The organism is Promicromonospora panici, assembly GCF_900608595.1.
GTDB lineage: Bacteria > Actinomycetota > Actinomycetes > Actinomycetales > Cellulomonadaceae > Promicromonospora > Promicromonospora panici.
The window spans coordinates 65,183-90,849 of sequence record NZ_UWYY01000017.1 but is presented as its reverse complement, the minus strand read 5'-3'; the positions used below and the strand labels follow the sequence as shown (position 1 = coordinate 90,849).

At 69.0% G+C, this 25,667-nt stretch carries 19 protein-coding genes and 1 tRNA gene; 4 read left to right on the top strand and 16 right to left on the bottom strand.

Annotated elements, in window-relative coordinates; all coding sequences use genetic code 11:
* Nucleotides 1-22: 22 nt before the first annotated feature.
* From rpsG to EW117_RS19970, 16 genes are all read right to left on the bottom strand, one after another.
* Nucleotides 23-493 (bottom strand): 30S ribosomal protein S7, encoded by a 471-nt coding sequence (rpsG, locus tag EW117_RS20045; RefSeq protein ID WP_020016110.1) that lies wholly within the window; start codon nt 491-493, stop codon nt 23-25.
* A complete protein-coding gene (gene rpsL, locus EW117_RS20040; RefSeq protein ID WP_020016109.1) occupies nt 493-867 on the bottom strand; it encodes a 30S ribosomal protein S12 in 375 nt (124 codons plus the stop codon). The genes rpsG and rpsL overlap by 1 nt, the downstream gene beginning before the upstream one ends.
* Before the next feature lie 438 nt (nt 868-1,305).
* Entirely contained in the window at nt 1,306-5,190 is a 3,885-nt protein-coding gene (locus EW117_RS20035; RefSeq protein ID WP_129788475.1) for a DNA-directed RNA polymerase subunit beta', read from the bottom strand.
* A gap of 98 nt (nt 5,191-5,288) precedes the next feature.
* Nucleotides 5,289-8,801, bottom strand: coding sequence for a DNA-directed RNA polymerase subunit beta (rpoB, locus tag EW117_RS20030; protein WP_129788474.1), 3,513 nt, complete (start codon nt 8,799-8,801; stop codon nt 5,289-5,291).
* Nucleotides 8,802-9,206: 405 nt separating this feature from the next.
* Nucleotides 9,207-9,593 carry a 50S ribosomal protein L7/L12 gene (gene rplL, locus EW117_RS20025; RefSeq protein WP_129788473.1) on the bottom strand — a complete coding sequence of 129 codons (387 nt, stop codon included), beginning with the start codon at nt 9,591-9,593 and terminating at the stop codon, nt 9,207-9,209.
* Nucleotides 9,594-9,677: 84 nt separating this feature from the next.
* Nucleotides 9,678-10,208 (bottom strand): 50S ribosomal protein L10, encoded by a 531-nt coding sequence (gene rplJ, locus EW117_RS20020; protein ID WP_129788472.1) that lies wholly within the window; start codon nt 10,206-10,208, stop codon nt 9,678-9,680.
* Nucleotides 10,209-10,513: 305 nt separating this feature from the next.
* Entirely contained in the window at nt 10,514-13,111 is a 2,598-nt protein-coding gene (locus EW117_RS20015) for a CHAT domain-containing protein (protein WP_129788471.1), read from the bottom strand.
* Nucleotides 13,112-13,255: 144 nt separating this feature from the next.
* The gene (locus tag EW117_RS20010) at nt 13,256-15,859 is read right to left on the bottom strand and encodes a CHAT domain-containing protein (RefSeq protein ID WP_129788470.1); all 2,604 of its coding nucleotides are present in this window, start codon (nt 15,857-15,859) and stop codon (nt 13,256-13,258) included.
* Between the two features lie 20 nt (nt 15,860-15,879).
* Complete coding sequence (locus EW117_RS20005) at nt 15,880-17,403, bottom strand: S8 family peptidase (RefSeq protein WP_129788469.1); 1,524 nt, start codon at nt 17,401-17,403, stop codon at nt 15,880-15,882.
* A 99-nt stretch (nt 17,404-17,502) separates the two neighbouring features.
* Nucleotides 17,503-18,063: a peptidase associated/transthyretin-like domain-containing protein gene (locus EW117_RS20000; RefSeq protein WP_129788468.1), complete on the bottom strand. Its 561-nt coding sequence runs from the start codon at nt 18,061-18,063 to the stop codon at nt 17,503-17,505.
* The gene (locus tag EW117_RS19995) at nt 18,054-18,686 is read right to left on the bottom strand and encodes an RNA polymerase sigma factor (protein ID WP_129788467.1); all 633 of its coding nucleotides are present in this window, start codon (nt 18,684-18,686) and stop codon (nt 18,054-18,056) included. Before EW117_RS19995 ends, EW117_RS20000 begins: the two co-directional genes overlap by 10 nt.
* A 275-nt stretch (nt 18,687-18,961) precedes the next feature.
* Nucleotides 18,962-19,678 carry a 50S ribosomal protein L1 gene (rplA, locus tag EW117_RS19990; protein WP_129788466.1) on the bottom strand — a complete coding sequence of 239 codons (717 nt, stop codon included), beginning with the start codon at nt 19,676-19,678 and terminating at the stop codon, nt 18,962-18,964.
* A gap of 94 nt (nt 19,679-19,772) precedes the next feature.
* The gene (gene rplK, locus EW117_RS19985) at nt 19,773-20,204 is read right to left on the bottom strand and encodes a 50S ribosomal protein L11 (RefSeq protein ID WP_129788465.1); all 432 of its coding nucleotides are present in this window, start codon (nt 20,202-20,204) and stop codon (nt 19,773-19,775) included.
* Between the two features lie 74 nt (nt 20,205-20,278).
* Nucleotides 20,279-21,106, bottom strand: coding sequence for a transcription termination/antitermination protein NusG (nusG, locus tag EW117_RS19980; RefSeq protein WP_129788464.1), 828 nt, complete (start codon nt 21,104-21,106; stop codon nt 20,279-20,281).
* A 193-nt stretch (nt 21,107-21,299) separates the two neighbouring features.
* On the bottom strand, nt 21,300-21,545 hold the full coding sequence (gene secE, locus EW117_RS19975; RefSeq protein ID WP_129788463.1) for a preprotein translocase subunit SecE: 246 nt from the start codon (nt 21,543-21,545) through the stop codon (nt 21,300-21,302).
* 101 nt (nt 21,546-21,646) lie between these two features.
* Nucleotides 21,647-21,722: transfer RNA gene (locus EW117_RS19970), tRNA-Trp, on the bottom strand.
* Nucleotides 21,723-21,983: 261 nt separating this feature from the next.
* On the opposite strand from EW117_RS19970, the gene EW117_RS19965 reads away from it, so the two are divergent.
* From EW117_RS19965 to EW117_RS19950, 4 genes are read left to right on the top strand one after another with little or no spacing between them, the layout of a single operon-like run.
* Nucleotides 21,984-22,919, top strand: a complete 936-nt coding sequence (locus EW117_RS19965; protein WP_129788462.1) for an ABC transporter ATP-binding protein — start codon at nt 21,984-21,986, stop codon at nt 22,917-22,919.
* The gene (locus EW117_RS19960; RefSeq protein WP_129788461.1) at nt 22,919-23,785 is read left to right on the top strand and encodes an ABC transporter permease; all 867 of its coding nucleotides are present in this window, start codon (nt 22,919-22,921) and stop codon (nt 23,783-23,785) included. The genes EW117_RS19965 and EW117_RS19960 overlap by 1 nt, the downstream gene beginning before the upstream one ends.
* Complete coding sequence (locus tag EW117_RS19955; protein WP_129788460.1) at nt 23,775-25,046, top strand: sensor histidine kinase; 1,272 nt, start codon at nt 23,775-23,777, stop codon at nt 25,044-25,046. Before EW117_RS19960 ends, EW117_RS19955 begins: the two co-directional genes overlap by 11 nt.
* Entirely contained in the window at nt 25,043-25,654 is a 612-nt protein-coding gene (locus tag EW117_RS19950) for a response regulator (protein WP_129788459.1), read from the top strand. Before EW117_RS19955 ends, EW117_RS19950 begins: the two co-directional genes overlap by 4 nt.
* Nucleotides 25,655-25,667: the final 13 nt, after the last annotated feature.

Genomic DNA, 25,667 nt, shown 5'->3' with positions numbered 1-25,667 from the left:
ACCCGGGGCCGCTCGGAAGCTACTACCAGCGGTAGTGCGCGAAGGCCTTGTTGGAGTCGGCCATCTTGTGCATGTCCTCGCGGCGCTTGACCGCAGCACCGAGACCGTTCGACGCGTCGAGGATCTCGTTCATGAGACGCTCCGTCATCGTCTTCTCGCGACGAGCGCGGGAGAAGTCGGTGAGCCAGCGCAGCGCGAGCGTGGTGGCACGCGTCGGGCGGACGTCGACCGGCACCTGGTAGGTGGCGCCACCGACGCGGCGGGAACGCACCTCGAGGGCCGGGCGGACGTTGTCGAGAGCGCGCTTGAGCACCACGACCGGGTCGCCGTCAGTCTTGGCACGGACGCCCTCGAGGGCGCCGTAGACGATCGCCTCGGCGGTCGACTTCTTGCCGTCGAGCAGGACCTTGTTGATCAGCTGCGTGACGACCGGGGACCCGTAGACGGGGTCGACGATGAGCGGCCGCTTCGGGGCCGGACCCTTGCGGGGCATCAGCTCTTCTCCTTCTTGGCGCCGTAACGGGACCGGGCCTGCTTGCGACCCTTCACGCCCTGCGTGTCGAGCGCGCCACGGACGATCTTGTAACGGACACCGGGGAGGTCCTTCACTCGGCCGCCACGCACGAGCACGATGGAGTGCTCCTGCAGGTTGTGGCCGACACCAGGGATGTACGCGGTGACCTCGACCTGGGAGGAAAGCTTCACACGGGCGACCTTGCGGAGGGCCGAGTTCGGCTTCTTGGGGGTGGTGGTGTACACACGGGTGCACACGCCGCGCCGCTGGGGGGAGCCCTTGAGGGCCGGAGTCTTCGACTTCCCGGCCTTCGAGGTCCGCCCCTTGCGGACGAGCTGCTGGATCGTAGGCACTACGTCTCCGTCGTCTTCTTGAGCTTCGGCGACGCCCTGCCGGCGTCCCCGTCAATGGTTCTGGCTTGTGCGTGCCGATCGCATGCGGCACCCACAGCCCCCACGGGGACTGCTACGCCACTTACCACCGGCTCGATGGCCCGGCTCCACCCATCGGGGCACGACGTGCCCCGGGAGGTTCTCGCCGGGGTGCCCACGCACTCACATCGGCCGCTTCCGAAGCCACCCTGAGGTGGCCTTCAAGAGGTGCGGCCCGACGGCGCAGGCACGGATTCCTAGGTTACCCGCGTGTTTACGGGGGGTCAAAACGAATCGGGTGTGAGATGCACCCGAGAACCGCGAAGTAGAGCGCCTGCCGGGCCTCGACGGGGCCCGACCACCGTGGGTCGAGCCTGTCGAGACCGACAGGCGCTCTACTTCGCGGTCAAAGGATCGGGATCAGCGGAAGTCGCCGAGGTCCAGGTCCTCCAGCGGGATCGCCTCGCCCGAGCCCATACCGAGCGTCGGAAAGTCGATCTCGTCGTAGCCGAAGCTCGGGTAGAGCTCGGCCTTGGCCTGCTCGGTGGGCTCGACCTCGACGTTGCGGTAGCGGGGCAGACCCGTACCGGCCGGGATGAGCTTACCGATGATGACGTTCTCCTTGAGGCCGAGCAGCGGGTCACGGCGACCGCTCATCGACGCCTCGGTGAGCACCCGGGTGGTCTCCTGGAAGGAGGCCGCCGAGAGCCACGAGTCGGTCGCGAGCGAAGCCTTCGTGATACCCATCAGCTCCGGACGGCCGGCGGCCGGCTGGCCACCCTCCGACACGGCCTTGCGGTTCGCGTCCTCGAAGCGCATGCGCTCCGCGAGCTCACCGGGCAGCAGCTGCGAGTCACCCGAGTCGAGCACGGTCACGCGCCGCAGCATCTGCCGCACGATGACCTCGATGTGCTTGTCGTGGATGTCCACGCCCTGGCTGCGGTAGGTCTCCTGGACCTGGTCCACCAGGTGCGTCTGCGTGGCACGCGGGCCGAGGATGCGCAGCACCTTCTTCGGGTCGACAGCACCCTGCACGAGCTGGGTGCCCACGGTGACGTGGTCGCCGTCCGCGATCTTGAGGCGCGCACGCTTCGTGACCGGGTACTTGATCTCCTCGCCACCGTCGTCCGGCGTCAGCACGAGGTGACGCGTCCGCTCGGTGTCCTCGATGGTCACGCGTCCCGTGTACTCCGCGATCGGCGCCTCACCCTTGGGGGTACGGGCCTCGAAGAGCTCGGTGACACGCGGGAGACCCTGCGTGATGTCCTCGGCGGCCGCCACACCACCGGTGTGGAAGGTACGCATCGTCAGCTGCGTGCCCGGCTCACCGATCGACTGCGCCGCGATGATGCCGACGGCCTCGCCGATGTCCACGAGCAGACCCGTGGCCAGGGAGCGGCCGTAGCACTTGGCGCAGGTGCCGACCCGGGACTCGCACGTCAGGACCGAACGGACCTTGACGCTCGAGATGCCCGCGGCGATCACCTTGTCGATGACGACGTCGCCCGCGTCCGACCCGGCGGTCGCGATGACGTTGCCGTCGGCGTCCACCACGTCGGTCGCGAAGGTACGCGAGTAGATGCTGGTCTCGACGCGGTCGTCCGGGACGAGCGAGCCGTCCGGGAGCTTCTCCGCGACCGGCAGCGTGAGCCCACGCTCGGTACCGCAGTCCTCCTCGCGGATGATGACGTCCTGCGAGACGTCCACCAGACGACGGGTCAGGTAGCCCGAGTCCGCCGTACGGAGAGCCGTGTCGGCCAGACCCTTACGGGCACCGTGCGTCGCGATGAAGTACTCGAGGACGGACAGGCCCTCGCGGTAGTTGGACTTGATCGGGCGAGGGATGATCTCACCCTTCGGGTTCGCCACCAGACCGCGCATACCGGCGATCTGACGAACCTGCATCCAGTTACCACGGGCGCCCGAGCCCACCATGCGCATGACGGTGTTGCGCGCGTTGCTCTCGAGGTTGACCCGCATGGCCTGTGCGACCTTGTCGGTGGCCTGCGTCCAGATCTCGATGAGCTCCTGACGGCGCTCGTCGTCGGTGATCAGACCCTTGTCGAACTGCTGCTGGACCTTGAGGGCCCGAGCCTCGTGCTCGTCGAGGATCTCTCCCTTGACCGTCGGCGCGGCGACGTCGGAGATGGCGATCGTGACGCCGGAGCGCGTGGCCCACCGGTAGCCGGCGTCCTTCAGCGCGTCCAGCGCCGCGGCCACCTCCACCTTCGGGTACCGCTCAGCGAGGTCGTTGACGATCGTCGACAGACGCTTCTTGTCGGCCACACCGTTCTCGTACGGGTAGTCGACGGGCAGCGCCTCGTTGAACAGGTACCGGCCGAGGGTGGTGTCGAACAGGAGCTGCTGCCCCTGCTCCCAGCCCTCGGGCGCCTCGAAGTCCTTCAGCGGCGGCACGAGGTCCGACATCCGAAGCTTGATCTTGGCGTTGATGTCCAGCTCACCCCGGTCGAAGGCCATGATGGCCTCGGCCACGGAACCGAACGCACGGCCCTCGCCCACGGCGCCCGGACGGTCGCTCGTGAGGTGGTGCAGACCGATGATCATGTCCTGCGAAGGCATGGTCACCGGACGGCCGTCCGACGGCTTCAGGATGTTGTTGCTCGAGAGCATGAGGATGCGGGCCTCGGCCTGCGCCTCGGCGCTCAGCGGCAGGTGCACGGCCATCTGGTCACCGTCGAAGTCGGCGTTGAACGCGCCGCACACGAGCGGGTGCAGGTGGATGGCCTTGCCCTCGACGAGCTGCGGCTCGAAGGCCTGGATGCCCAGGCGGTGCAGCGTCGGCGCACGGTTCAGGAGCACAGGGTGCTCCGTGATGACCTCTTCGAGCACGTCCCAGACCACGGGACGCGTGCGCTCGACCATGCGCTTGGCGCTCTTGATGTTCTGCGCGTGGTTGAGCTCGACGAGCCGCTTCATGACGAACGGCTTGAACAGCTCGAGCGCCATCTGCTTGGGCAGGCCGCACTGGTGCAGCTTGAGCTGCGGGCCGACGACGATGACCGAACGGCCCGAGTAGTCGACTCGCTTACCGAGCAGGTTCTGGCGGAACCGGCCCTGCTTGCCCTTGAGCATGTCGGAGATCGACTTCAGCGGCCGGTTGCCGGGGCCCGTCACCGGGCGGCCACGGCGGCCGTTGTCGAACAGCGAGTCCACGGCCTCCTGCAGCATCCGCTTCTCGTTGTTGACGATGATCTCCGGCGCGCCCAGGTCCAGGAGCCGCTTGAGGCGGTTGTTCCGGTTGATGACGCGGCGGTACAGGTCGTTCAGGTCCGACGTCGCGAACCGGCCACCGTCGAGCTGCACCATCGGGCGCAGGTCCGGCGGGATGACCGGGACGGCGTCCAGCACCATCGCGGTGGGCGAGTTCGTGGTCGTCAGGAACGCGTTCACGACCTTGAGGCGCTTGAGGGCGCGGGTCTTGCGCTGGCCCTTGCCCGAGCGGATGGTCTCGCGCAGCGACTCGGCCTCGGCCTCCAGATCGAAGTTCTGGAGGCGCTGCTGGATCGCGTTCGCGCCCATCGCACCCTCGAAGTAGGTGCCGTAACGGTCCTGGAGCTGCCGGTAGAGCATCTCGTCGCCCTCGAGGTCAGCGACCTTGAGGTTCTTGAACCGGTCCCAGACCTGCTCGAGGCGGTCCAGCTCCTGGTCCGCACGCTTGCGGAGCTGAGCCATCTCACGCTCGGCGGAGTCGCGCACCTTGCGGCGCGCGTCGGCCTTGGCACCCTCGGCCTCGAGCTCGGCCAGGTCGGCCTCGAGCTTCTGGGCGCGGGTGTTGATGTCGTTGTCCCGGCGGTCGGAGATCTCCTTCTTCTCGAGATCGATCTCGTTCTGCAGGTTGGGCAGGTCCTCCTGGCGGGCCTCGTCGTCGACCGACGTGATCATGTAGGCCGCGAAGTAGATGACCTTCTCGAGGTCCTTCGGGGCCAGGTCCAGCAGGTAGCCCAGGCGGGACGGCACACCCTTGAAGAACCAGATGTGTGTGACGGGCGCGGCGAGCTCGATGTGGCCCATGCGCTCACGGCGCACCTTGGAGCGCGTGACCTCAACACCACAACGCTCGCAGATGATGCCCTTGAAGCGCACGCGCTTGTACTTGCCGCAGTAGCACTCCCAGTCGCGGGTCGGACCGAAGATCTTCTCGCAGAAGAGCCCGTCCTTCTCCGGCTTGAGGGTGCGGTAGTTGATGGTCTCTGGCTTCTTGACCTCACCGTGCGACCAGGCACGGATGTCCTCGGCCGTGGCGAGGCCGATACGCAGCTCGTCGAAGACGTTGACGTCGAGCAAGATGTCCTACTTCCTGAAGTTCTCGAAAATCCTCGTGGTGTCCAGGTCCGCGCCTGGAGTCCAGGTCCGCGCCCGGTGCAACGGGCGCGGACCGGTTATCAGATCTCGTCGACGCTGGAGGCGGCGTTGGGCCGCCGCGAGAGGTCGATCCCGAGCTCCTCAGCGGCGCGGTACACCTCGTCGTCCGACTCCTTCATCTCGATGGAGACACCGTCGCTCGAGAGCACCTCGACGTTCAGGCACAGCGACTGCATCTCCTTGAGAAGCACCTTGAAGGACTCCGGGATACCCGAGTCGGGGATGTTCTCGCCCTTGACGATCGCCTCGTAGACCTTGACACGGCCCGGGACGTCGTCGGACTTGATGGTGAGGAGCTCCTGGAGCGTGTACGCGGCGCCGTACGCCTCGAGAGCCCAGACCTCCATCTCACCGAACCGCTGACCACCGAACTGCGCCTTACCACCCAGCGGCTGCTGCGTGATCATCGAGTACGGACCGGTCGAACGCGCGTGGATCTTGTCGTCGACCAGGTGGTGCAGCTTCAGGATGTACATGTAGCCGGTCGAGACGGCCTCGGGGAACGGCTCGCCGGAGCGGCCGTCGAACAGCATCGCCTTGCCGTCCTGGTTGACCATGCGCTGGCCGTCCCGGTTCGGCAGGGTGGCGCCGAAGAGACCGCGGAGCGCGACCTCCTCCAGACCGTCGAACACCGGCGTGGCGACAGGGCGGCCCGGCTCGCTCTCGTGAGCGACCGCGGGGAGGCTCTCCAGCCACTCCCCACCCTTGTCCTCGGCGAGCGAGACGTCCCAGCCCTGCTTGGCGATCCACCCGAGGTGGGTCTCCAGCACCTGGCCCACGTTCATGCGGCCCGGCACACCCAGCGGGTTCAGGATGACGTCGACCGGCGTGCCGTCCTCGAGGAACGGCATGTCCTCCTGCGGGAGGATCTTGGAGATGACGCCCTTGTTGCCGTGACGGCCGGCCAGCTTGTCGCCGACCGTGATCTTGCGGCGCTGCGCGATGTACACCCGCACCAGCTGGTTCACGCCGGCGGGCAGCTCGTCGCCGTCCTCACGGTTGAACTCGCGCACGGCGATGACCGTGCCCTGCTCGCCGTGGGGCACCTTGAGCGAGGTGTCGCGCACCTCGCGCGCCTTCTCGCCGAAGATCGCACGCAGCAGGCGCTCCTCCGGGGTCAGCTCGGTCTCGCCCTTGGGGGTGACCTTGCCGACCAGGATGTCGCCGGCGCCGACCTCGGCACCGATGCGGATCACGCCGCGCTCGTCGAGGTCCGCGAGGACCTCCTCGGAGACGTTCGGGATGTCCCGCGTGATCTCCTCGGGGCCGAGCTTGGTGTCGCGGGCGTCGACCTCGTGCTCCTCGATGTGGATCGAGGAGAGGACGTCGTCCTCCACGAGGCGCTGCGACAGGATGATCGCGTCCTCGTAGTTGTGGCCCTCCCACGACATGAACGCGACCAGCAGGTTGCGGCCGAGCGCGAGCTCGCCCTCGTCCGTGGCCGGGCCGTCGGCGAGGACGGAGCCGACCTCGACCCGCGCACCCTCGTCGACCAGCACACGCTGGTTGTAGCTCGTGCCCTGGTTCGAGCGGACGAACTTGTGCACGCGGTACGAGCCCGTCGTGCCGTCGTCGTTCGCCACGAGCACCAGGTCGGCCGAGACCTCGGTGACCACACCGGGCTTGGTCGCCACGATGACGTCGCCGGCGTCGACCGCCGCACGGCGCTCCATGCCGGTACCGACCACGGGGGCCTCGGACCGGACCAGCGGCACCGCCTGGCGCTGCATGTTCGCACCCATGAGGGCGCGGTTCGCGTCGTCGTGCTCGAGGAACGGGATCAGGGCAGTCGCGACCGACACCATCTGGCGCGGCGAGATGTCCATGTAGTCGACCTCGGCACCCGGGATGTCGTTGGTCTCGCCACCCTTGGTGCGGACGAGCACGCGGTCGAGGAGGAACGTGCCGTCCTCGGCCAGCGGCGTGTTCGCCTGCGCGATGATGTAGCGGTCCTCGTCATCGGCCGTCAGGTACTCGATGTTGTCGGTGACCTTGCCGTTCTCGACCTTGCGGTACGGCGTCTCGATGAAGCCGAACGGGTTGATGCGACCGAACGACGCGAGCGAACCGATCAGACCGATGTTCGGACCCTCAGGAGTCTCGATCGGGCACATGCGGCCGTAGTGCGACGGGTGGACGTCACGGACCTCCATGCCGGCGCGGTCACGGGACAGACCACCCGGGCCCAGCGCGTTCAGACGACGCTTGTGCGTCAGACCGGCCAGCGGGTTGTTCTGGTCCATGAACTGCGACAGCTGCGAGGTGCCGAAGAACTCACGGATCGACGCAACGACCGGACGGATGTTGATCAGCGTCTGCGGCGTGATGGCCTCGACGTCCTGCGTGGTCATGCGCTCACGAACCACGCGCTCCATGCGGGACAGACCCGTGCGCACCTGGTTCTGGATGAGCTCGCCGACCGCGCGGATCCGACGGTTGCCGAAGTGGTCGATGTCGTCGGTCTCGACGCGCACCTCGACCGGCTGGCCGTTGCGCATGCCCGAGAGGGCCTGCTTGTCGGCGTGCAGGGCGGCGAGGTACTTGATCGTGGCCACGACGTCGGTCAGCGACAGCGTGGACTCGGCCAGCTGTGCGTCGACACCGAGCTTCTTGTTCGCCTTGTAGCGGCCGACCTTCGCGAGGTCGTAACGCTTCGGGTTGAAGTAGAAGTTCTCGAGCAGCGCGCGGCCGGCCTCGACCGTGGGCGGCTCGCCCGGGCGGATCTTGCGGTACAGGTCGACAAGAGCCTCGTCCTCGGTGTGGACGTGGTCCTTCTCCAGCGTGTCCAGCACCGACGGGAACTCGGCGAACTCCTCGCGGATCTCCGCCTCGCTCATGCCGAGAGCCTTGAGCAGCACGGTGACGGACTGCTTGCGCTTGCGGTCGACGCGGACGCCGACGGCGTCGCGCTTGTCGATCTCGAACTCGAGCCAAGCACCACGCGACGGGATGATCTTCGCGGAGAAGACGTCCTTGTCGCTGGTCTTGTCCGGGGTGCGCTCGAAGTAGACACCCGGCGAACGCACCAGCTGGGAGACGACGACACGCTCGGTGCCGTTGATGATGAAGGTGCCGCGCGCCGTCATGAGCGGGAAGTCGCCCATGAAGACGGTCTGGCTCTTGATCTCACCAGTGGTGTAGTTGACGAACTCCGCGGTGACGAACAGCGGGGCCGCGTAGGTGAAGTCCTTCTCCTTGCACTCGTCCGCCGAGTACTTCGGCGGCTCGAAGCGGTGGTTCGAGAAGGAGAGGGACATCGAGGAGCCGAAGTCCTCGATCGGGGAGATCTCCTCGAAGATCTCCTCGAGGCCCGAAGTTTCCGGGACGTCATTACGGCCAGCCGCCTTGGCAGTTTCTACCCTGGCCTGCCAGGCTGGGTTACCAAGAAGCCAGTCGAAGCTCTCGGTCTGAAGGCCAAGCAGGTCCGGGACCTCGAGTGGCTCATAGATCTTTGCGAAAGAAACGCGACGGGAAGCGGTACGGTTCGCAATGGCTTCGGCGGACGGAGCTGAAGGGGTGCGCGAGGCAGCCAAGAGGGGTCCTTCCCTGCAGTTCGGGTGAACGCTGTACGCTCTGCGGTGCTGCAGGAAGCTCTGCCGGACTTCACCGGTCGCCGGAGGGCATCCCGCAAGCGGGGATGCAACCGGGACATTCGGGAAGCAGGGGGAGGCGTCGAGGGCACACGCGGGCGCAAAGCGCTAGCATACCTATCTGGTTCTAGTATGTCCAGTAGCCCTACTACGTGCACGCCGAGACCGCAATAATCCTCGAATCGTTGCGTATCCGCACTGCCCGCCATGGTCCACGGCGCGACGGCTCAGCAGCACGAACACGAGAGGCCCGCACCCCGAAGGGTGCGGGCCTCTGCAGTCGGCGGACGGCGCCCGGGACGAACCCGGGCGACCGTCACACCAGCCCGAAGGCGGTACAGCCAGAGGTCACTTGAGGGTGACGGTGGCGCCGGCGCCCTCCAGGGCGGCCTTCGCCTTCTCGGCGGCGTCCTTGTCGGCGCCCTCGAGAACCGGCTTCGGCGCGCCGTCGACCAGGTCCTTGGCCTCCTTGAGACCGAGGGACGTGAGCGCGCGCACCTCCTTGATGACCTGGATCTTCTTGTCACCAGCAGCCTCGAGGATGACGTCGAACTCCGTCTTCTCCTCGGCGGCCTCGGCCGGCGCGCCACCCGCGGGGCCCGCGGCGACGGCGGCGACCGGAGCGGCCGCGGTGACGTCGAACTTGTCCTCGAAGGCCTTCACGAAGTCGGACAGCTCGATGAGCGTGAGCTCCTCGAAGGCGGACAGGAGCTCGTCGGTGCTGAGCTTCGCCATGATGGCGTTCCTTTCAGTAGGCGCTTCGCGGGCCGGTGCGGCCCGCGAGAAGCAGGGGTTTTTGTTTCTAGCGCTACCGCCTGGTCAGGCGGCAGCGCCCTCCGACTCCTGCTTCTGACGCAGGGCATCGATGACGCGGGCGACCTGGGCGGGCTTGGCGGAGAAGGCGTATGCAGCACGCGTCAGCGTGGCCTTCAGACCGCCGGCCACCTTGGCCAGCAGAACCTCGCGGGACTCGAGGTCCGCGAGCTTCGTGATCTCTGCGGTGGACATCGGGCGGCCGTCGAGCACGCCACCCTTGATGACCAGAGCAGGGTTCGCCTTGGCGAAGTCACGCAGACCCTTCGCAGCCTCGACCGGGTCACCGGTCACGAATGCGATGGCGGACGGGCCCTTGAGGTCGGCGTCGAGCGAGTCGATACCGGCTTCCTTGGCCGCGATGTTGGTCAGCGTGTTCTTCACCACGGCGTAGGTTGCGTTGCCGCTGAGCGACCGACGCAGCTCCTTGAGCTGCGCGACGGTGAGCCCGCGGTACTCGGTCAGCACGGCTGCGCTCGAGTCGCGGAACTTGTCCGCGATCTCTGCGACAGCGGCTGCCTTGTCCGGCCTCGCCATGGCAATCCTTCCGGTGGTGGTACCACCGTCCCCTGGGGCGTGAGCCCCGGGCGGGCCCCGGAACAGAGAAAGAGCCCCGGCGCAGGCGCACGGGGCTCGGTTTGCGCGGCGGGGCCGCACTCGAGTTCGTCACCTGCGCAGGCCCCCGCTCTCAGCGGGACTTCGGTCTTCTTCCGCCCAGTGCTCGTGAAGAGCGGGCAGCGTCGGACGACCGGCGGTCTTGGGTTACCCGGGAAGCATACACGGATACCCGTGTGTCGTGACACCGGCGGGCGGTGGCACGCGCCACAGGCTGCCCGACGGCGTCAGCGGGGCAGGCCCTCCAGGGAGCCGAAGCACACGAGCGGCGCTGGCTCGGGCTCGCCCGCGAGCGCCGCGGCCAGGGAGGCCTCCGGGTCGTCGGTGGCGCGCAGGTGCGCGTGGAACCGTGGCATCACCCGGGCGGCGACGGCGTCCGACAGCGGGGCGACCGCCGCGACGACGGCGCGGGCGCCGAGCCGCAGGAGCACCGCCGTCAGGCCGAGTACCTCGCCGCCGACGACCTGGGAGGAGCCGCCGACCTCGCACGCCGAGAGGATCACGACCGAGCCGGGCAGCCGCGTGCCGTCGAGCTCGTGCGCGTAGAGCGGGCCGTCGGCGAGGTCGATCGAGGCGAAGAGGGGGTTGTCGGCGTCGTGCGTACCGTGCGTCGCCAGGTGCACGATGTCGTGGGTGGCAAGCGCCTCGCGCACCGCGGCGGTGGTAGCGGCCGCGCCGGTGAGGACGGTGGCGCCGGACCACACCTCGCCCACCGCCCGCACCTCGCTCGCGCCGAGCGTCACGCCCGGGCCGTGCGCGGCGAGCAGCCGGTGCCCCTCCCCCGGCCGTGGGTGTGCTCTCCCCCGCGCAACATACGAGCGCATGGTGGTGCGCCGGCCCCGCCGGGACGGGAGCGCGGTCCACGGGACGCCGACCAGCGGGTCCCGGCCCACGACGTACAGCGGGCCGTCCGCCTCCAGGGGGAGGGCCAGGAGCGCGTCGAGCGCATCGAGGTTGCGGCAGAGCGACCGGCGGGCGACCTCGCGCAACGCGAAGGGCACGAGGTCGTTGGCGCACACGCCGAGGTCGGCGCGGGCTCGCAGCACCCGTTCGGCGACGTCGGCCCGGGGACCCAGCTCGACCATGCGCGTGCCGTGCGCGTCCACGCGGACGCAGCGCAGCATGCCGTCGAGCACGAGGAAGTTGGCGACCACCGCGCCGTCGTCGCGGGCGCCGAGCAGCTCACGCACCTCGGCCACGGTCGCCGGGCGTTGCTCGACGGTGGCGTCGTCGCCCCCGGTGCGGTGCCAGGCGCGTTCGCGCGCCGTCGCCAGAAGCTGGCGGGAGCGCTCGAACAGGGAGGCACGCTCGGCCGCGCCCTCCGGGTGGGTAAGCCTGCGGCCCTGCACGACGAGCCCGCGGGCCTCCGTGACGAGCCCACGCACGGCGGGGTCGTCCGGCGCGGCGGCACCGCCCACCCCGGCGAACGTGGCACGGCCCCGTTCGGCTGCCTCGAACAACGCGTCGGGGCGGCCGGTCCGGACGGCTGCCGCGACGTCGGTCCGCTGCAGGTCGACGCCGTGCACCGCGGCGGCGGTCACGGACTCCACGGAGCCGAGCCCCATGCTGTGGTCGGCGAGCAGGCCGAAACCCTTGCGGACGGCAGCGACGCCGGCGTCCTGTTCCCCCGACGCGAACGCCAGCTGGGCGAGCACCGTCTGCTGCTGGATCCGGGTGGTCAACGGGGCGTCGACCATGCCATCCGGGAGGTTGTCGAGAACGGCGCGGGCGGCGACGACGTCGTCGGCCAGGAGGTACCAGTGGGCGGCGACGAACCGCGCGGCCAGGCCGGGGTGCTGCCCGAGCAGTGGGTCGACCTCGTCTCCGGCCTCCGCGGCTTCGAGTGCCTGCTCGGCACGGCGACGGGCGTCGTCGGGCACGGGGGCCTCGCCGCGCCGGATCGGCAGGAGGATCGCCTCCAGCTCGGCGACGCGCGCGATCGCGGCCCGCTGCGGGTGGCCGATGCCCGCGTAGTACTGCCGGGCGAACGCCGCGCAAGCACGGGCCTCGTCCCAGCGGTGCAGCGCCATGAGACAGCGCGCGCGGAAGTACTCGGCCTCGGCGCGGTGGGTCGCCCGACCGGGCCCGACCATTCGGGAGATCGCCTGGGTGAGGACCTGCTCGGCGTCCTCCAGCAGGCCTGCCTCGTAGAGGACGGCGCCGCGGCCGATGTCGAGCAGCCCGTCCGCGCGCTCCGGGTCGACGGCGCGCGCGGCCGCCATGGCCTGCAGCGCGCCCGGAAGGTCGCCGATCGCGTACCGCACGAAGCCGGTGTTGTGCAGGGCGAGGGAAGCGACGTTGGTCAGATCGGCGCGCATCGCCCGCTCGTGACAGGCGTCGAAGTCGCGCAGCGCCGCGTCCAGGCGCCCGAGCTCGATGGCGGTCGCACCCCGATTGAGCAGGGCCGTCGCGTAGTCGCGCGCGGGAAGCAGCGCCGGGTCCGCGAGCACGCGGTCGAAGGCCGCCATGGCATCGTTGTGCCGGCCGGAGCGCTGGAGCAGCAGGCCGCGCGTCCCCTCGACGACGGCGGCGAGCCGCACCCGGGCCTCCGGTGGGGCTGTGTCGGCGCGGGCGTCGGCGTCGTCGAGGATGGCCAGCGGCTTGTCCAGCGTGTCCTCGATCGCGTGAACGGCTACCGCCTCGCCCGTCAGGGAGCGCACCATGCCCTCGGCCCAGCGTTCGTGGTCCGCGGGGCCGAGATCCGCGAGGTCCATGACCCGGAGCCGGTCGAGCACCTCCCGGAACCGGGGCAGAGCGTCGCCAGGCCGCGACCGGGAGTTCAGCTCCCGGGCGGCCAGCAGCTCCGCCTCAAGTTCCGGCCACATGGTGTCCCCTTGCGATCTTTCACACCTCTGATAGGTATCAGGCGGGACACGGTAGCGGGGCGAGCCGCCCCGTGTCACCGGCCGTTCTGACGCCGCAGGTCAGGGGCTTGAGGCCAGGGAGAAGCAACTCGCGCGGGCGCGGAATCACCCGGCAGCCAGGCCCTCGACGGAGCTGAAGCAGACGAGCGGCACCGGCTCCGCCACGTCGGTGAGTGCCGCCGCGAGCGCCGCCTCCGGATCGTCGGTCTCGCGCAGGTGAGCGTGCAGGCGTGGCATGACCCGGGCGGCGAGCTCGTCCGACAGCTTGGCGACCGAGGCGATCACCGCGCGGGCGCCGAGGCGCAGGAGCACCGAGGTCAGGCCCAAAACCTCACCGCCGAGCACCTGGGTGGAACCGCCGACCTCGCACGACGACAGGATCACGACCGATCCTGGCAGCGGCGTCCCGTCGAGTTCGTGGGCGAACAGCGGGCCGTCGGCCAGGTCGATGCTCGCGAAGAGGGGGTTGTCGGCGTCGTGCTGGCCGTGGGTCGCCAGGTGCACGACGTCGTGCGTGGCGAGGGCCGTGCGCACCTGCTCGGTGACGGCGTCGTCGCCGGTCAGCACGGTTGCGCCGGGCCATTGCTCGCCGACGGCGTGGGCTTCTTCGGTGCCGTGGGTGACTCCGGGGCCGGCTGCTGCGAGTAGGCGTCGTTCGCCCGTGGGCCGGGCGTGCGTGCGGCCGCGGGCGACGTATGAGTTCACTGCTGTGCGGAGGCCGCTGCGGGACGGGAGCGCGGTCCACGGGACGCTGAGGAGGGGTTCGCGGGCGACGACGTAGAGGTCGCCGTCGGCGCGAAGCGGGGCGAGCAGGATACCGTCGAGGACCTTGAGGTTGCGCTCAAGGGAGGAGCTGGCGGCTGCGCGTAGCGGGGCCGGGATGAGGTCGTTGGCGGCCATAGCGAAGTCGGCGCCCAGGCGGCGGACGCGTTCAGTGACGTCCTCCGCCGATCCATACTCGATGGTGGTAACGCTCTGCGCGTCCACGCGGACGCAGCGCAGCATGCCGTCGAGCACCACGAAGTTGGCAACCACGTCTGTGTTGTCGCCCCGCTCGAGGAGCACACGTCGTAGCTCGCGGGCCGAAACCGGGCGTTGCACGGCGCCCGCGTTGCCCGCGTGCCGCCAGGAACGTTCACGCACCTCGTCCTGGATGCGACGAGCACGGCGGGTGAGACGCTCACGCTCCTTGGCATCGCCGGCACTCAGTTCGCGGGCTCTGGCCAGCAGACCCCGTGCCTCCGTGAGGAGAGCTGCGGCCTCCGGATCGTCGGGCGGTGTGACCCTGCCGGTGCCGGCGAATGTCGCGCGGCCGCGCTCCAGGGCATCGAACATCGCGGCGGAACGGTCTGTCCGAACGGCGGCTTCGACGTCAATGTAGTTCAGATCCTCACCGTGCACAGCGGCAGCCGTGACCGACTCGACCGAGCCGAGCCTGTTGCGGTGGTCGGCGAGGAGACCCAGACCAGCCCGCACAGCGCGCAAACCCCTAGGACGATCCCCCGTCGCGAAGGAGAGCTCCGCCTGCACCGTGTAGTACTGGATCCTCATGGTCAGCGGGGCGCTTGCGAGGCCTCGAGGAAGACCTTGTAGCGTCGTTCGCGCCGCTTCGAGGTCGCCTGCGAGAAGCAGCCACTGCGTGGCCACTAGCCGTGCGGCATGACCTGGGTGTTGGCCCAGGACCGGACCGGCGACATCGCCGTCCCGTGCGGCTACGAGGGCATGTGTTGCACGACGCAGAGCATAGGCACGGGATGTCTCCGCGCGCTTGGCCTGGACGTGTTCGGCCTCAAGCTGCAGCACGCGAGCAAGCACCGCCCAAGACTCGTAACCGACGGACTTGAAATGCGTACGCGCACGCTTGGCTAGATCTTGAGTCTCACCAAAGCGCTGGAGCTGCAACAGGCATCGTGCGCGAAAATACTCGGCGATCGCCCGGTCGGTACGCATCCCAGAACGCAGCAGCTGCGGAATCGCATCCTCAAGGAGCGCCTCGGCCTCTGCCACCAGACCGACCCCATAGAGAGCTTCTGCCATGCCGAGTAGCGGGATCCCATCGTCTTGGTCGGGCGCCAGCCTTCGCGCGGCTGTCATTTCAGCAAGCGCCGCAGGGAGGTCGCCGAGCATACTCAGGTCGAAGCCCGCGTTGTGCCTAGCAAAGGCAAGCAACCTGTTGTTATCAGATGCCTCGGCGTGCCACGCAGCTGCAAGGTCATCGGCAAGTGCCCGATCGAAGGCGCCAAGGTCTGAATACGCCACACCACGATTCAGATAGGTCATCGCGAGGTCTCGGTGCGCTTCGTGATGGCTTACCTCAAGGACCCGATCGAAGAGTGGGATGGCCTCCTTGTGTCGACCAGCATGTAACAGGATCATGCCGCGCTGACCAGCAGTCACAACTTCGACGTGCTCACGTTCGGGCCCGGCAAGCGCGCCTGCGGCGGCAACAGCGCTATCAAGCGATGTGACCGCCGCATGCGCGTCGCCCGAGAGCGCAAATTCCGCCTGCGCCAATCCCATCCATGACCGCGCCGTAAGCCACACCCAGGTCTCGAGCGCGCGACTGTCGAGTGACGCGCGATCCACGCGCTCAAGATCCTCCAGCAACTTACGGAAATCGCGGAGAGCCCGGCGTGGACGGGCGCGCAGATTCCACTCTCGCGCTCGCTCAAACCGATTGGTGAGCACCTCAAATTTGATGCCACCCACCGCCCCTCCCCCTCACGACGTCAGACTGGCACTCCGGGCATCTCTGAATAGAGATCGTCGACACGAACGACAGCATGCCAGGCGTCGCGGACACGGCCATGCGGGTCCCGTGCCGGAACTTCACCCGAAACGCGCCGTGCCAGGAGGGCCGCCGCCAGTTGTCCGGCTAGATACGGCGACGCAAAGGACGTACCGCTCCAAGTACCGAAGCCTCGCGTGAAGTCATCCAGGTCGATCGTGTGTCGCAGACCGTCCGCGCTCTGTTCGCCTCGCGATGCACCGTCGAATGTAGTGGGCATGGTGCTCAGCACGTTGACACCGGGCCGTACAGCCGCGACCCATTGCCCGTCGTTGCTGAACTCCGCGAGGGTGCCGTCCGGATTTGACGCCGCAACGGCAAGAAGTGGCGTATAGCCGGGCGTCAGGTCGTGCGGATCGACCGGAACGGTGCCGTCGGCTGTCCGTCGCACCGGGGGTGCCCAGCCAGCGGGGAAAGACTTGCGGGTGGATCCGTCGTTGCCCGCTGAGACCACAACGAGCACGCCCGCTCGACGCAGATCCCGGAGTCGACCGCGATAAATGCCCTCGTAGTCATCGTCGTCCTCGGGGTGCTCCAGGTAGTAGCCGCTGGCAATCACCACGACATCGATGGGGAAGTGTCCTGACACCCCTGCGAGCCCGCGGAGGTGGAACTCAAGGAGCCTCTCCAAGGTTCGCGCAAAGTCCCACTCGGACACCGTTCCCGCTCCGCCGTAGACCCGCACCGGTAGGAGCGCCGCATCGGAGCACACCTGGTGCACCACACCGGCAATGAACGTGCCGTGCCCGGCGAAAGTATCGAGACGTGAGGCGTGCCCGTCGCGACGACCACCGCGCTCTGCGTCGACGTCGTCCTCGGGGTAGGTGCCGATAGGCCGTCCGTCGAGCATGGCATCCCGCAACACAACCGTGCCAGGCTCGTCAAACCACGGATGCGCGCCGATCCCCGTGTCTAGGATGGCGACCACGGGCCGTTCCACGCCAGCCACCGTCACCAGGGGCGACGTTCCGTCCGCTGCTCTGACCGGTGGGGAACCTGGGTAGAACGCAGGAATGCGCTCATCAGGATCTCCGTACCCACCCTTGTTCTTATGACCGGTCACAACATGGTCCAGCGCAACCCGCTTGCGGTTGTCCCCCGCGTCGTCCGCCACCGCAGCCAACAGCCCCAGCGCGTCCCAGTCCTCCCGCACCTCGTCGAGCCGAACCTCGACGTCCGGCCGAGCGCCCAGAACGTCTGCACCTTCACGCGACGGTGCCTGGTCGAACTCGCCCGTCGTCACGCTCACGCCGTTCTCGCGGGCACGGGCCGTGATCATCTCGAGCAGCGCGTTGTGACCACCTTCGGCGTCACCGCGGACGATCACCCGGTCTCGTACGTATCGGGTCGGCGCGATGCGCCCGCCGCCGGGAAGCTGGTCCGACGTCGGATCGAGCTCCCGGACCGGCCGCCATCCTCCAGCGTGGTCCCGGACGTGCATTCCCTCGGGCATGGGCTCACTCACAGCAGTACCTCTCCATCGATAGGCATACTCGGTAGACCCCGCCGCGCCCCTCGGCAGGATCAGAGATTCAGGAATTCAGAAGTTCAGGAACTCAGCAGTTCACAGTTCGATGACCGGCGTACTCACAGCCCCGCCGCCGCCGTCCGTCCGGCGCACCACGAGGCTCGCCCGCCCTCGCTCGACGGAGTCGAACGAAAACCGGCCGTCCTCGTCGGAAGCGGTCGTGACGACGTCGACCCCCGGGCGGTGCAGCTCCACGTCCAGGCCGGCCGCCGGGGCGGCCCACCCGTCGATCCGGACCTTGCCCCCGGCGGCCGGGGACAGACTGATCATGACGGTCAGCGAGTCGTGCGTGAAGGTAATTGTCTTGGCCTCAGCAGGCGCGGTGTCGTCGGCACGTGCTGCTGCGGCGGCCCCCCGGACGCCTGCGAGCGGCGCGTCGAGATAGACGGCCTCCATCAGGTCGGCCTCCAGGCCGGCCAGAGTGATCGCGAACAGCGAGCGCTCGACGAGGTCGCTCGGCACCGGGTCGATCTCCTCGACCACATGGGCGAGACGGGTCAGCAGAGCCCCGTCCTCGGCGTCCAGCATGCCCTTCGGGTCGAACGAGAGGTCCCCCACGGCCTCGTCGTCCTTGTTCGGTTCCGGCGTCAGGTCCACGAGAAGTCCCCCTGCTCGTCGAGGATGGTGCGCAGCTTCGCCAAGCAGCGCCCACGAGTCGAGCCGATGGAACCCATCGGCATTCCGATCGCCGCCGAGATGTGCCGGTAGTCCGGTCGGTCGGCGAGCGAAACCAGACGCAGCAGCTCTTGGCAGCGTCCGGGAAGTTTCTGGAGCGACGTCCACAGGATGCGGTCGCGTTCCTCGCGCAGCACCTCGGCGTCGGGCAGCGGGTCCTTCGCGGGGAGCGCCATCGGATGCTCCGGGCTGTCGTCCGGGAGCTCGGTGCGGCGCTTCTCGTCGTCGCGGTGCTTGCGCACGGCCTCCCAGGCGGCGCGCTTCGCCGTCACCAGGAGCCACTTCAGCACCGCCTTGGGCTCCGTGATGGTCTCCGCGTGCCGTACGAGCGCCACCCAGGTGCTCTGCACCACGTCGTCCGCGGCGTCGTGTTCGACCCCCTGCGCGCGGACGGTGTGCCACAGCAACGGCGTGGCCTCGCGAACGAGGTCCCCCAGGGCCTGATGATTGCCCTCGCGGTACTCGGTCAAAGCGATCGCGGCGCGATCGCCGAGCGTGAGCCCGGACCCGTCGACGTCGGGCAGGGCCTCCCTTGATCCTGTCATTGCACCACGGGATTCTCTGCTGGCGGTTGTTTCCACGTCCGATACCGGTCGTGGAGCACTTGGACCAGCCGAGTCTACGGCCGAGATCACCGAACCGGGGAGGACGAAGATAGTGCCCAACGGGCGCTCCTCTCTCCTCGGCTCACGTCGGCACGATGCCGCTCATCAGACAAGAGGGGCTAATGCCCGGTTCGATACATAGTGTGGAAAAGAAACGAGAAGGCCCGCATCCCCCTTCGGGATGCGGGCCTTCTCGCGCTCAGGAGCGCATCGGATCAGGCCGAGGCGTCTTCCAGGAGCTTGGTGGTCTTGCTCTGGTCCAGCGGGATGCCGGGGCCCATCGTCGTGGTCATGGTCGCCTTGCTGATGTAGCGACCCTTCGAGGACGACGGCTTGAGGCGCAGGACTTCGTCGAGCGCGGCGGCGTAGTTCTCCAGCAGCTGGGTCTCCGTGAAGGAGGCCTTGCCGATGATGAAGTGCAAGTTCGCGTGCTTGTCGACGCGGAACTCGATCTTGCCGCCCTTGATGTCGGACACGGCCTTGGTCACGTCCATCGTCACGGTGCCGGTCTTCGGGTTCGGCATGAGGCCGCGGGGGCCCAGCACCTTACCGAGGCGACCGACCTTGCCCATGAGGTCCGGCGTGGCGACGGCCGCGTCGAAGTCGGTGTAGCCGGCGGCCACCTTCTCGATCAGGTCGTCGCCGCCGACCTCGTCGGCACCGGCCGCGCGGGCCTCCTCCGCCTTGGCGGCGTTGGCGAACACGATGACCTTGGCGGTCTTACCCGTGCCGTTCGGCAGGTTGACCGTGCCACGGACCATCTGGTCCGCCTTGCGCGGGTCGACGCTCAGCCGGAACGCGACCTCGACGGTCGCGTCGTACTTGACGGTGGCGGTCTCCTTGGCGAGACGGATCGCGTCCAGCGGCGCGTACAGCGTCTCGCTGTCGATCTTCTCTGCGGCGGCGATGTACGCCTTGCTGCGCTTTGCCATGTTTCTCTCTCCTTGTGGTCGTAGCGGGCCTGCGGCCCTGCCACTGCTGGTGCCCGACGACGTCCGCCGGGTCACCGTGGTCTGACGGGTCTCGTCACTCCGAGACGGTGATGCCCATCGAGCGGGCGGTGCCCGCGATGATCAGCGACGCGGCGTCGAGGTCGTTCGCGTTCAGGTCCGGCAGCTTGGTCGTCGCGATCTCGCGGACCTGCTCCTTGGTGATCGAGGCGACCTTGACCGTGTGCGGCGTCGGCGAGCCCTTGGGCACGCCCGCGGCCTTCTTGATGAGCTCAGCGGCCGGCGGGGTCTTCGTGATGAAGGTGAACGAGCGGTCCTCGTACACGGTGATCTCGACCGGGACGACGTTCCCGCGCTGCGACTCGGTCGCCGCGTTGTACGCCTTGCAGAACTCCATGATGTTCACGCCGTGCTGACCCAGGGCCGGGCCGATCGGCGGAGCCGGCGTCGCGGCGCCGGCCTGGATCTGCAGCTTGATGAGGCCGGAGACCTTCTTCTTCGGGGGCATGCTTGTCTACCTTCTGTTCGGTTGGGCCGACGCCGTGGGCGATGACCCGGTTGCAATGCTGAGGGACGAACGACTCAGATCTTGGCGACCTGGTTGAACCCCAGCTCGACCGGGGTCTCCCGGCCGAAGATGGAAACGAGGACCTTGAGCTTCTGGGCCTCGACGTTGATCTCGGAGATCGAGGCGGGCAGCGTGTCGAACGGCCCGTCGGTCACGGTCACCGACTCGCCGACCTCGAAGTCGACGTGGACCGGGGCCTTGCCACCGGTCGACGCGGCGCCGGCGGCGGCCGGCTGACCGGCCTGGGACGGCTCCGGGAGCATCGACGGCGCGAGCATCGAGTAGATCTCGTCGAAGCTCAGCGGCACCGGCTGGTGCGTGTGCCCGACGAAGCCCGTGACGCCCGGCGTGTGCCGCACGGCGCCCCACGACTCGTCGGTCAGCTCCATGCGCACGAGGACGTAACCCGGGATGCGGACCCGGCTCACGATCTTCTTCTGCGCGTTTTTGATCTCGGCGACCTCTTCCATCGGAACCTCGACCTGGAAGATGTAGTCCTCCATGTTCAGGCTCTGGATGCGGTTCTCGAGGTTGGTCTTCACGCGCTTCTCGTAGCCCGCGTACGAGTGGATGACGTACCAGTCGCCCGGCTGGCCGCGGAGGGTTCGCTTGAACTCCTCGACCTCGTCCACGATGACGTCGCCATCGGCGTCGACGGTGCGCTCGTCGGTGGCGTCGCCCTCGACCTCGCCCTCGTCAGTGGTCTCGGCGTCGGAGTCGGCCGGAGTCTCGGCGTCCGCAGGCACGTCAGCGTTCCCGGCGTCCAGGGGCGCGTCGACAGCCGCATCGGAGGCGTCGGACGGCGAGACGTTCTCCGTCTGGTCCAGAGAGTCCTGGGACACGAAACGAACCTGCTTTCTCTTCGTGCGCCGGGGCTGCGCCCGGCACGGGTGTGCGTACCTCTACGAGCTGTGTCCGCCCATTGTCGCGCGAAAGTGCCGCGAAGGAACAATCGGCGTCAGGCGAGAACGGTCACAGCGAAGTACTGCGCAGCGTGCCGCATGTGCTGGCCCGGCGCACCCGGACCGGCGTCGGTCAGGCGAAGACCCAGCCGGCGAGAAGGCCGAACCCGTAGTCCAGCGCCACCACGAAGATCATGACGACGACCAGGAAGACGAGCACCACCGTCGTGTACGTCACGAGCTCGGAACGCGTCGGTGCGACGACCTTCTTGAGCTCGGCCACCACCTGGCGCACGAAGAGCGCGATTCGGGCGAAGATGTTGCCGCCGCCCTTGCTCGGACGCTCCGCGGCGCTCTGGATCACCTCGGTGTCGCTCACTGCTACCCCACTCCTGTGGCCCGGCGCGCCGGGCGGCGCGGACTGGCTTGCCAGGTCCACTCACGTGGGCCCGCTGCGCGCGGCCCCGCTGGGGTTCACGCTGGCAGGGTAGACAGGACTCGAACCTGCAACCTGCGGTTTTGGAGACCGCTGCGCTACCAATTGCGCCACTACCCTCTGTGTCCGATGCCTTCGTCATGCGGTGTGATGCGCCTTGGAGGGGCACACGACATCAGGTGAGCATCGAATCACCGAGGCACAACTGTACGGTACCGACGGCCGTAGGTCGAACCCGTTCCGGGCGGGCCCGTGGCGGTCCCGGGAGCTCGGCCGACGGGAGGACGAGCTCGACCGACGGACCGTCCACCGAACGGACGACAGCGGAGGCAGCCGAACGGGCGTCCCGCCGCGGACACCGCCCGGAGCATGCTCGATGCCATGCAGACTTCCGACTCCCAGGTCGTGCGTGTGCGCGGCCTCCGCAAGCGATACGGCAGCGCTCGCGCCGGCTTCAAGGACGCCGTCGCGGGTCTCGACCTCGACGTCGCCCCCGGCGAGATCGTCGCCGTCCTCGGTCCCAACGGCGCCGGCAAGACCACCACCGTCGAGATCCTCGAGGGCTTCCGTGACCGGGATGCCGGCGAGGTGCAGGTCCTCGGCGAGGACCCTCGGCGAGCCGGCCGCGCCTGGCGGGCACGCATCGGCGTCGTCATGCAGGACTCCCGCGACATGAGCGAGCTCACCGTCCTGGAGAAGGTGCGGGCCACCGCCGCCTCCTATCCCGACCCGCGCGACCCGGCGGAGGTCATCGGTGCCGTCGGGCTCGAGGAGAAGATGCGAGCGCGGACCCGCGCGCTGTCCGGCGGGCAGCGCCGTCGGCTCGACGTCGCGCTCGGGATCATCGGCAGGCCCGAGCTGCTGTTCCTGGACGAGCCCACGACGGGGTTCGACCCGCAGGCCCGCCGATCGTTCTGGGACCTGGTGACCGGGCTGCGCGACAGCGGCACCACGATCCTGCTGACCACCCACTACCTCGACGAGGCCGCCATGCTGGCCGACCGGGTCGTCGTCGTGCGGGACGGCGTGGTGGTCGCCTCGGGCACACCCGACACCCTGGGCGGGCCAGAGGCACGCACGCCGGTGGTCGCGTGGGACGACGACGGCGTGCGGCGTACCGAGCGCACGGACCGGCCGACAGCCGTCGTGGCCCGGCTCATCGCAGCGGCCCGACCCGACAGCGAGATACCCGGCCTGTCCGTGACCCGCCCGACGCTCGAGGACGTGTACCTGTCGCTGATCGGCGAGGCCGCGATCAGCGACGGCGTCGGTGTCGGCGCCGGCGCCGGCGTTGACGACAGCAAGGAGGCGGCGTGATGAGCACGACGGCGACCACGACAGGACTCGACCAGCGGGAGGGCACCGCGCGGCGGCAGCCCGGGACGCTCCGGCAAGGGCTGGTGCGTGGCGGCGTCGAGCTGCTGCAGTTCGTCCGCGAGCGGGACTCGGTGATCTTCGGCTTCGCCTACCCCATCCTCATGCTCGCGATCTTCGCGACGGTCTTCGGCGACGACGACCCGATCGTCGTGGACGGCGTGACGGTCAGCTTCGCGCAGTACTTTCTGCCCGGCATGGTGGCCACCGGCGTGATGCTCTCCACCTACCAGACGCTCGCGATCTCGATCGCGGTCGAGCGCGACGACGGGACCCTCAAGCGCCTGCGAGCCACGCCGCTGCCCGCGACCTCGTACTTCCTGGGCAAGGTGTTGCTGTCCCTGGTCACCGTGCTCGCGCAGACGGCGCTGCTGCTCGCGGTCGCGGCCCTCGCCTTCGGGGTGCCCCTGCCCGACGACGCGGGGCGCTGGACCACGTTCGCCTGGGTGTTCGTGCTCGGGACAGCGGCTGGGGCCGTGTGCGGGGTCGCGTACTCGTCGGTGCCGAGCTCCGGCCGGTCCGCGAGCGCCGTCGTGGTCACGCCGATCCTGGTGCTGCAGTTCACGTCCGGGGTGTTCTTCCCGGTGACCCAGCTCCCGGGCTGGATGCTCGACCTGTCCTCGCTGTTCCCGCTCAAGTGGATCGCGCAGGGCATGCGCTCGGTGTTCCTGCCGGACGTCATGGCGTCGGCCGAGCCGTCCGGGGCCTGGCAGCACGGTGCGACGGCTGCTGTACTTGCGGCATGGCTGGTGGTCGCTCTCGTGGTCGGCGCTCGGACGTTCCGGTGGCGACGCCACGATGACGGCTGACCGCGGCGCGGCTGAGGACCCCGACTACGGTCTCGATCGTCTGTACGCCGGGTGGGAGCGCCAGGTGCACTGGTGGGACGCCGCGTTCGGCGTGATCGTCGCCCTGACCGCGGTGGCCATGGCGCTGGAGGGTACGCGGGGCACGCAGCTCGCGGTCGCGTACGCGGCGATGGGCACGATCGTCGTGGCCTACGTGCTGCTGGGTGCGCGGGCGGCACGGACGCGGAACCAGCGGGTCGCCGTGGTGTATCTGGTTGTGCTGGTCGTCGGCACCGGCGTGGCCGTCTCGCAGGGCGGCATCGCCTCGCTCCTGCTGTTCATCGCGTTCGGGCAGATGTGGATGCTGCTGGAGTCGATCCGGCGGGGCGTGATCGGGTGTGTCGCGCTGGCGGTCGCGGTGTCGGTCGGCATCTCCGCGCAGTACGGCTTCGACCTCGCGGTCATGGGTGAGGTCGTGCCGCAGATGCTGGTGACCCTCGTGTTCGCGATCGGCCTGGGGCTCTGGTTCCACGTGGCGATGCGGCGTGCGGAGGACCACGTCCGGCTGCTCGGCAAGCTGCATGTCGCACAGGCCCGGCTGGCGCAGACCAGCCACGAGGCCGGCGTCCTGGCCGAGCGTGAGCGGCTCGCCCGGGAGATCCACGACACGCTCGCCCAGGGGTTCACGAGCGTGGTGATGCAGGCGCAGGCGGCGTCGGCGGCACTCGACGTCGGGGACGAGCGCGCCGCGCGCGAGCGCCTGCACGTCGTCGAGGACACCGCCCGGGACAACCTCGCCGAGGCCCGTGCTCTGGTGGCCGCCTTCGCGCCCGTCGCGTTGCAGGACGCCTCGCTGCCGCAGGCACTCGGCCGGCTCGGGACGCGGTTCGCGGAAGAGACGGGGCTGGAGGTGACCGTCCGCGCGGACGGCGTCGGCGCTCTCCCGCCCGCGGTCGAGGTGGTGCTGCTGCGGGCCGCCCAGGAGGCCTTCGCGAACGTGCGGCGGCACGCGCAGGCGCGCGCCGTCGTCGTGCGGCTGGCGCAGGACGACGAGGGAGAGGTGACACTCACGGTGTCTGACGACGGGCGCGGTTTCGGCCCCGATACCGCTGACGGATTCGGGCTGGCCGGGATGCGCGACCGGGTGCGGTCGGCGGGCGGCAGGCTGGCGGTGGGGCCGGGGCCGGACGGCGGTACCGTCCTGTGCGCCCGGGTTCCGGTCGACGCTCACGTGGACGCAACGGCCGGGGCACAGGACGAGAACCAGGAGGTGGCGGGATGATCCGGGTGCTGGTGGTGGACGACCACCCGGTGGTGCGGTCGGGCTTGGCGGGCATGCTGAGCGTCGAGGACGACCTGGAAGTGGTGGGCGAGGCGGCCGACGGGCAGGAGGCGGTGGCACTGGCGGCGTCGCTGCGGCCTGACGTCGTGCTCATGGACCTGCGCATGCCGGTGCTCGACGGCGTCGCCGCGACCACCGGGATCGTCGGGACCGGACCCCGCGTGGTGGTGCTGACCACCTACGACACCGACGCCGACATCCTGCGCGCGGTCGAGGCCGGAGCGACCGGGTACCTGCTCAAGGACACGCCGCGCGCCCAGCTCGTGGCGGGTGTCCGGGCGGCGGCCCGCGGCGAGACGGTGCTGGCGCCCAGCGTGGCGACGCGGTTGGTCAGCTCGGTCCGCACGGCCGCGGAGCGTCCCTCCGCGCGGGAGGCCGAGGTGCTCTCGCTTGTGGCGCGCGGCCGGTCGAACGCCGAGGTGGGGCGCGCGCTGTCCATCACGGAGGCGACGGTCAAGACGCACCTCATCCGGGCCTTCGCCAAGCTCGGCGTCGCCGACCGGACGGCCGCCGTGACGGTGGCCCGGGAACGCGGCTGGATCGACTGACCTTTCCGGGACT

Excerpts from the sequence above, each read along its gene's own strand:
- rplJ (WP_129788472.1), bottom strand. The coding sequence starts at position 10,208 with ATGGCGAGGCCGGACAAGGCAGCCGCTGTCGCAGAGATCGCGGACAAG.
- EW117_RS19950 (WP_129788459.1), top strand. The coding sequence starts at position 25,043 with ATGATCCGGGTGCTGGTGGTGGACGACCACCCGGTGGTGCGGTCGGGC.
- rplA (WP_129788466.1), bottom strand. The coding sequence starts at position 19,678 with ATGGCAAAGCGCAGCAAGGCGTACATCGCCGCCGCAGAGAAGATCGAC.
- rplK (WP_129788465.1), bottom strand. The coding sequence starts at position 20,204 with ATGCCCCCGAAGAAGAAGGTCTCCGGCCTCATCAAGCTGCAGATCCAG.
- rplL (WP_129788473.1), bottom strand. The coding sequence starts at position 9,593 with ATGGCGAAGCTCAGCACCGACGAGCTCCTGTCCGCCTTCGAGGAGCTC.
- rpsG (WP_020016110.1), bottom strand. The coding sequence starts at position 493 with ATGCCCCGCAAGGGTCCGGCCCCGAAGCGGCCGCTCATCGTCGACCCC.
- EW117_RS19960 (WP_129788461.1), top strand. The coding sequence starts at position 22,919 with ATGAGCACGACGGCGACCACGACAGGACTCGACCAGCGGGAGGGCACC.
- EW117_RS19995 (WP_129788467.1), bottom strand. The coding sequence starts at position 18,686 with ATGACAGGATCAAGGGAGGCCCTGCCCGACGTCGACGGGTCCGGGCTC.
- EW117_RS20015 (WP_129788471.1), bottom strand. The coding sequence starts at position 13,111 with ATGTGGCCGGAACTTGAGGCGGAGCTGCTGGCCGCCCGGGAGCTGAAC.
- EW117_RS19965 (WP_129788462.1), top strand. The coding sequence starts at position 21,984 with ATGCAGACTTCCGACTCCCAGGTCGTGCGTGTGCGCGGCCTCCGCAAG.
- EW117_RS19955 (WP_129788460.1), top strand. The coding sequence starts at position 23,775 with ATGACGGCTGACCGCGGCGCGGCTGAGGACCCCGACTACGGTCTCGAT.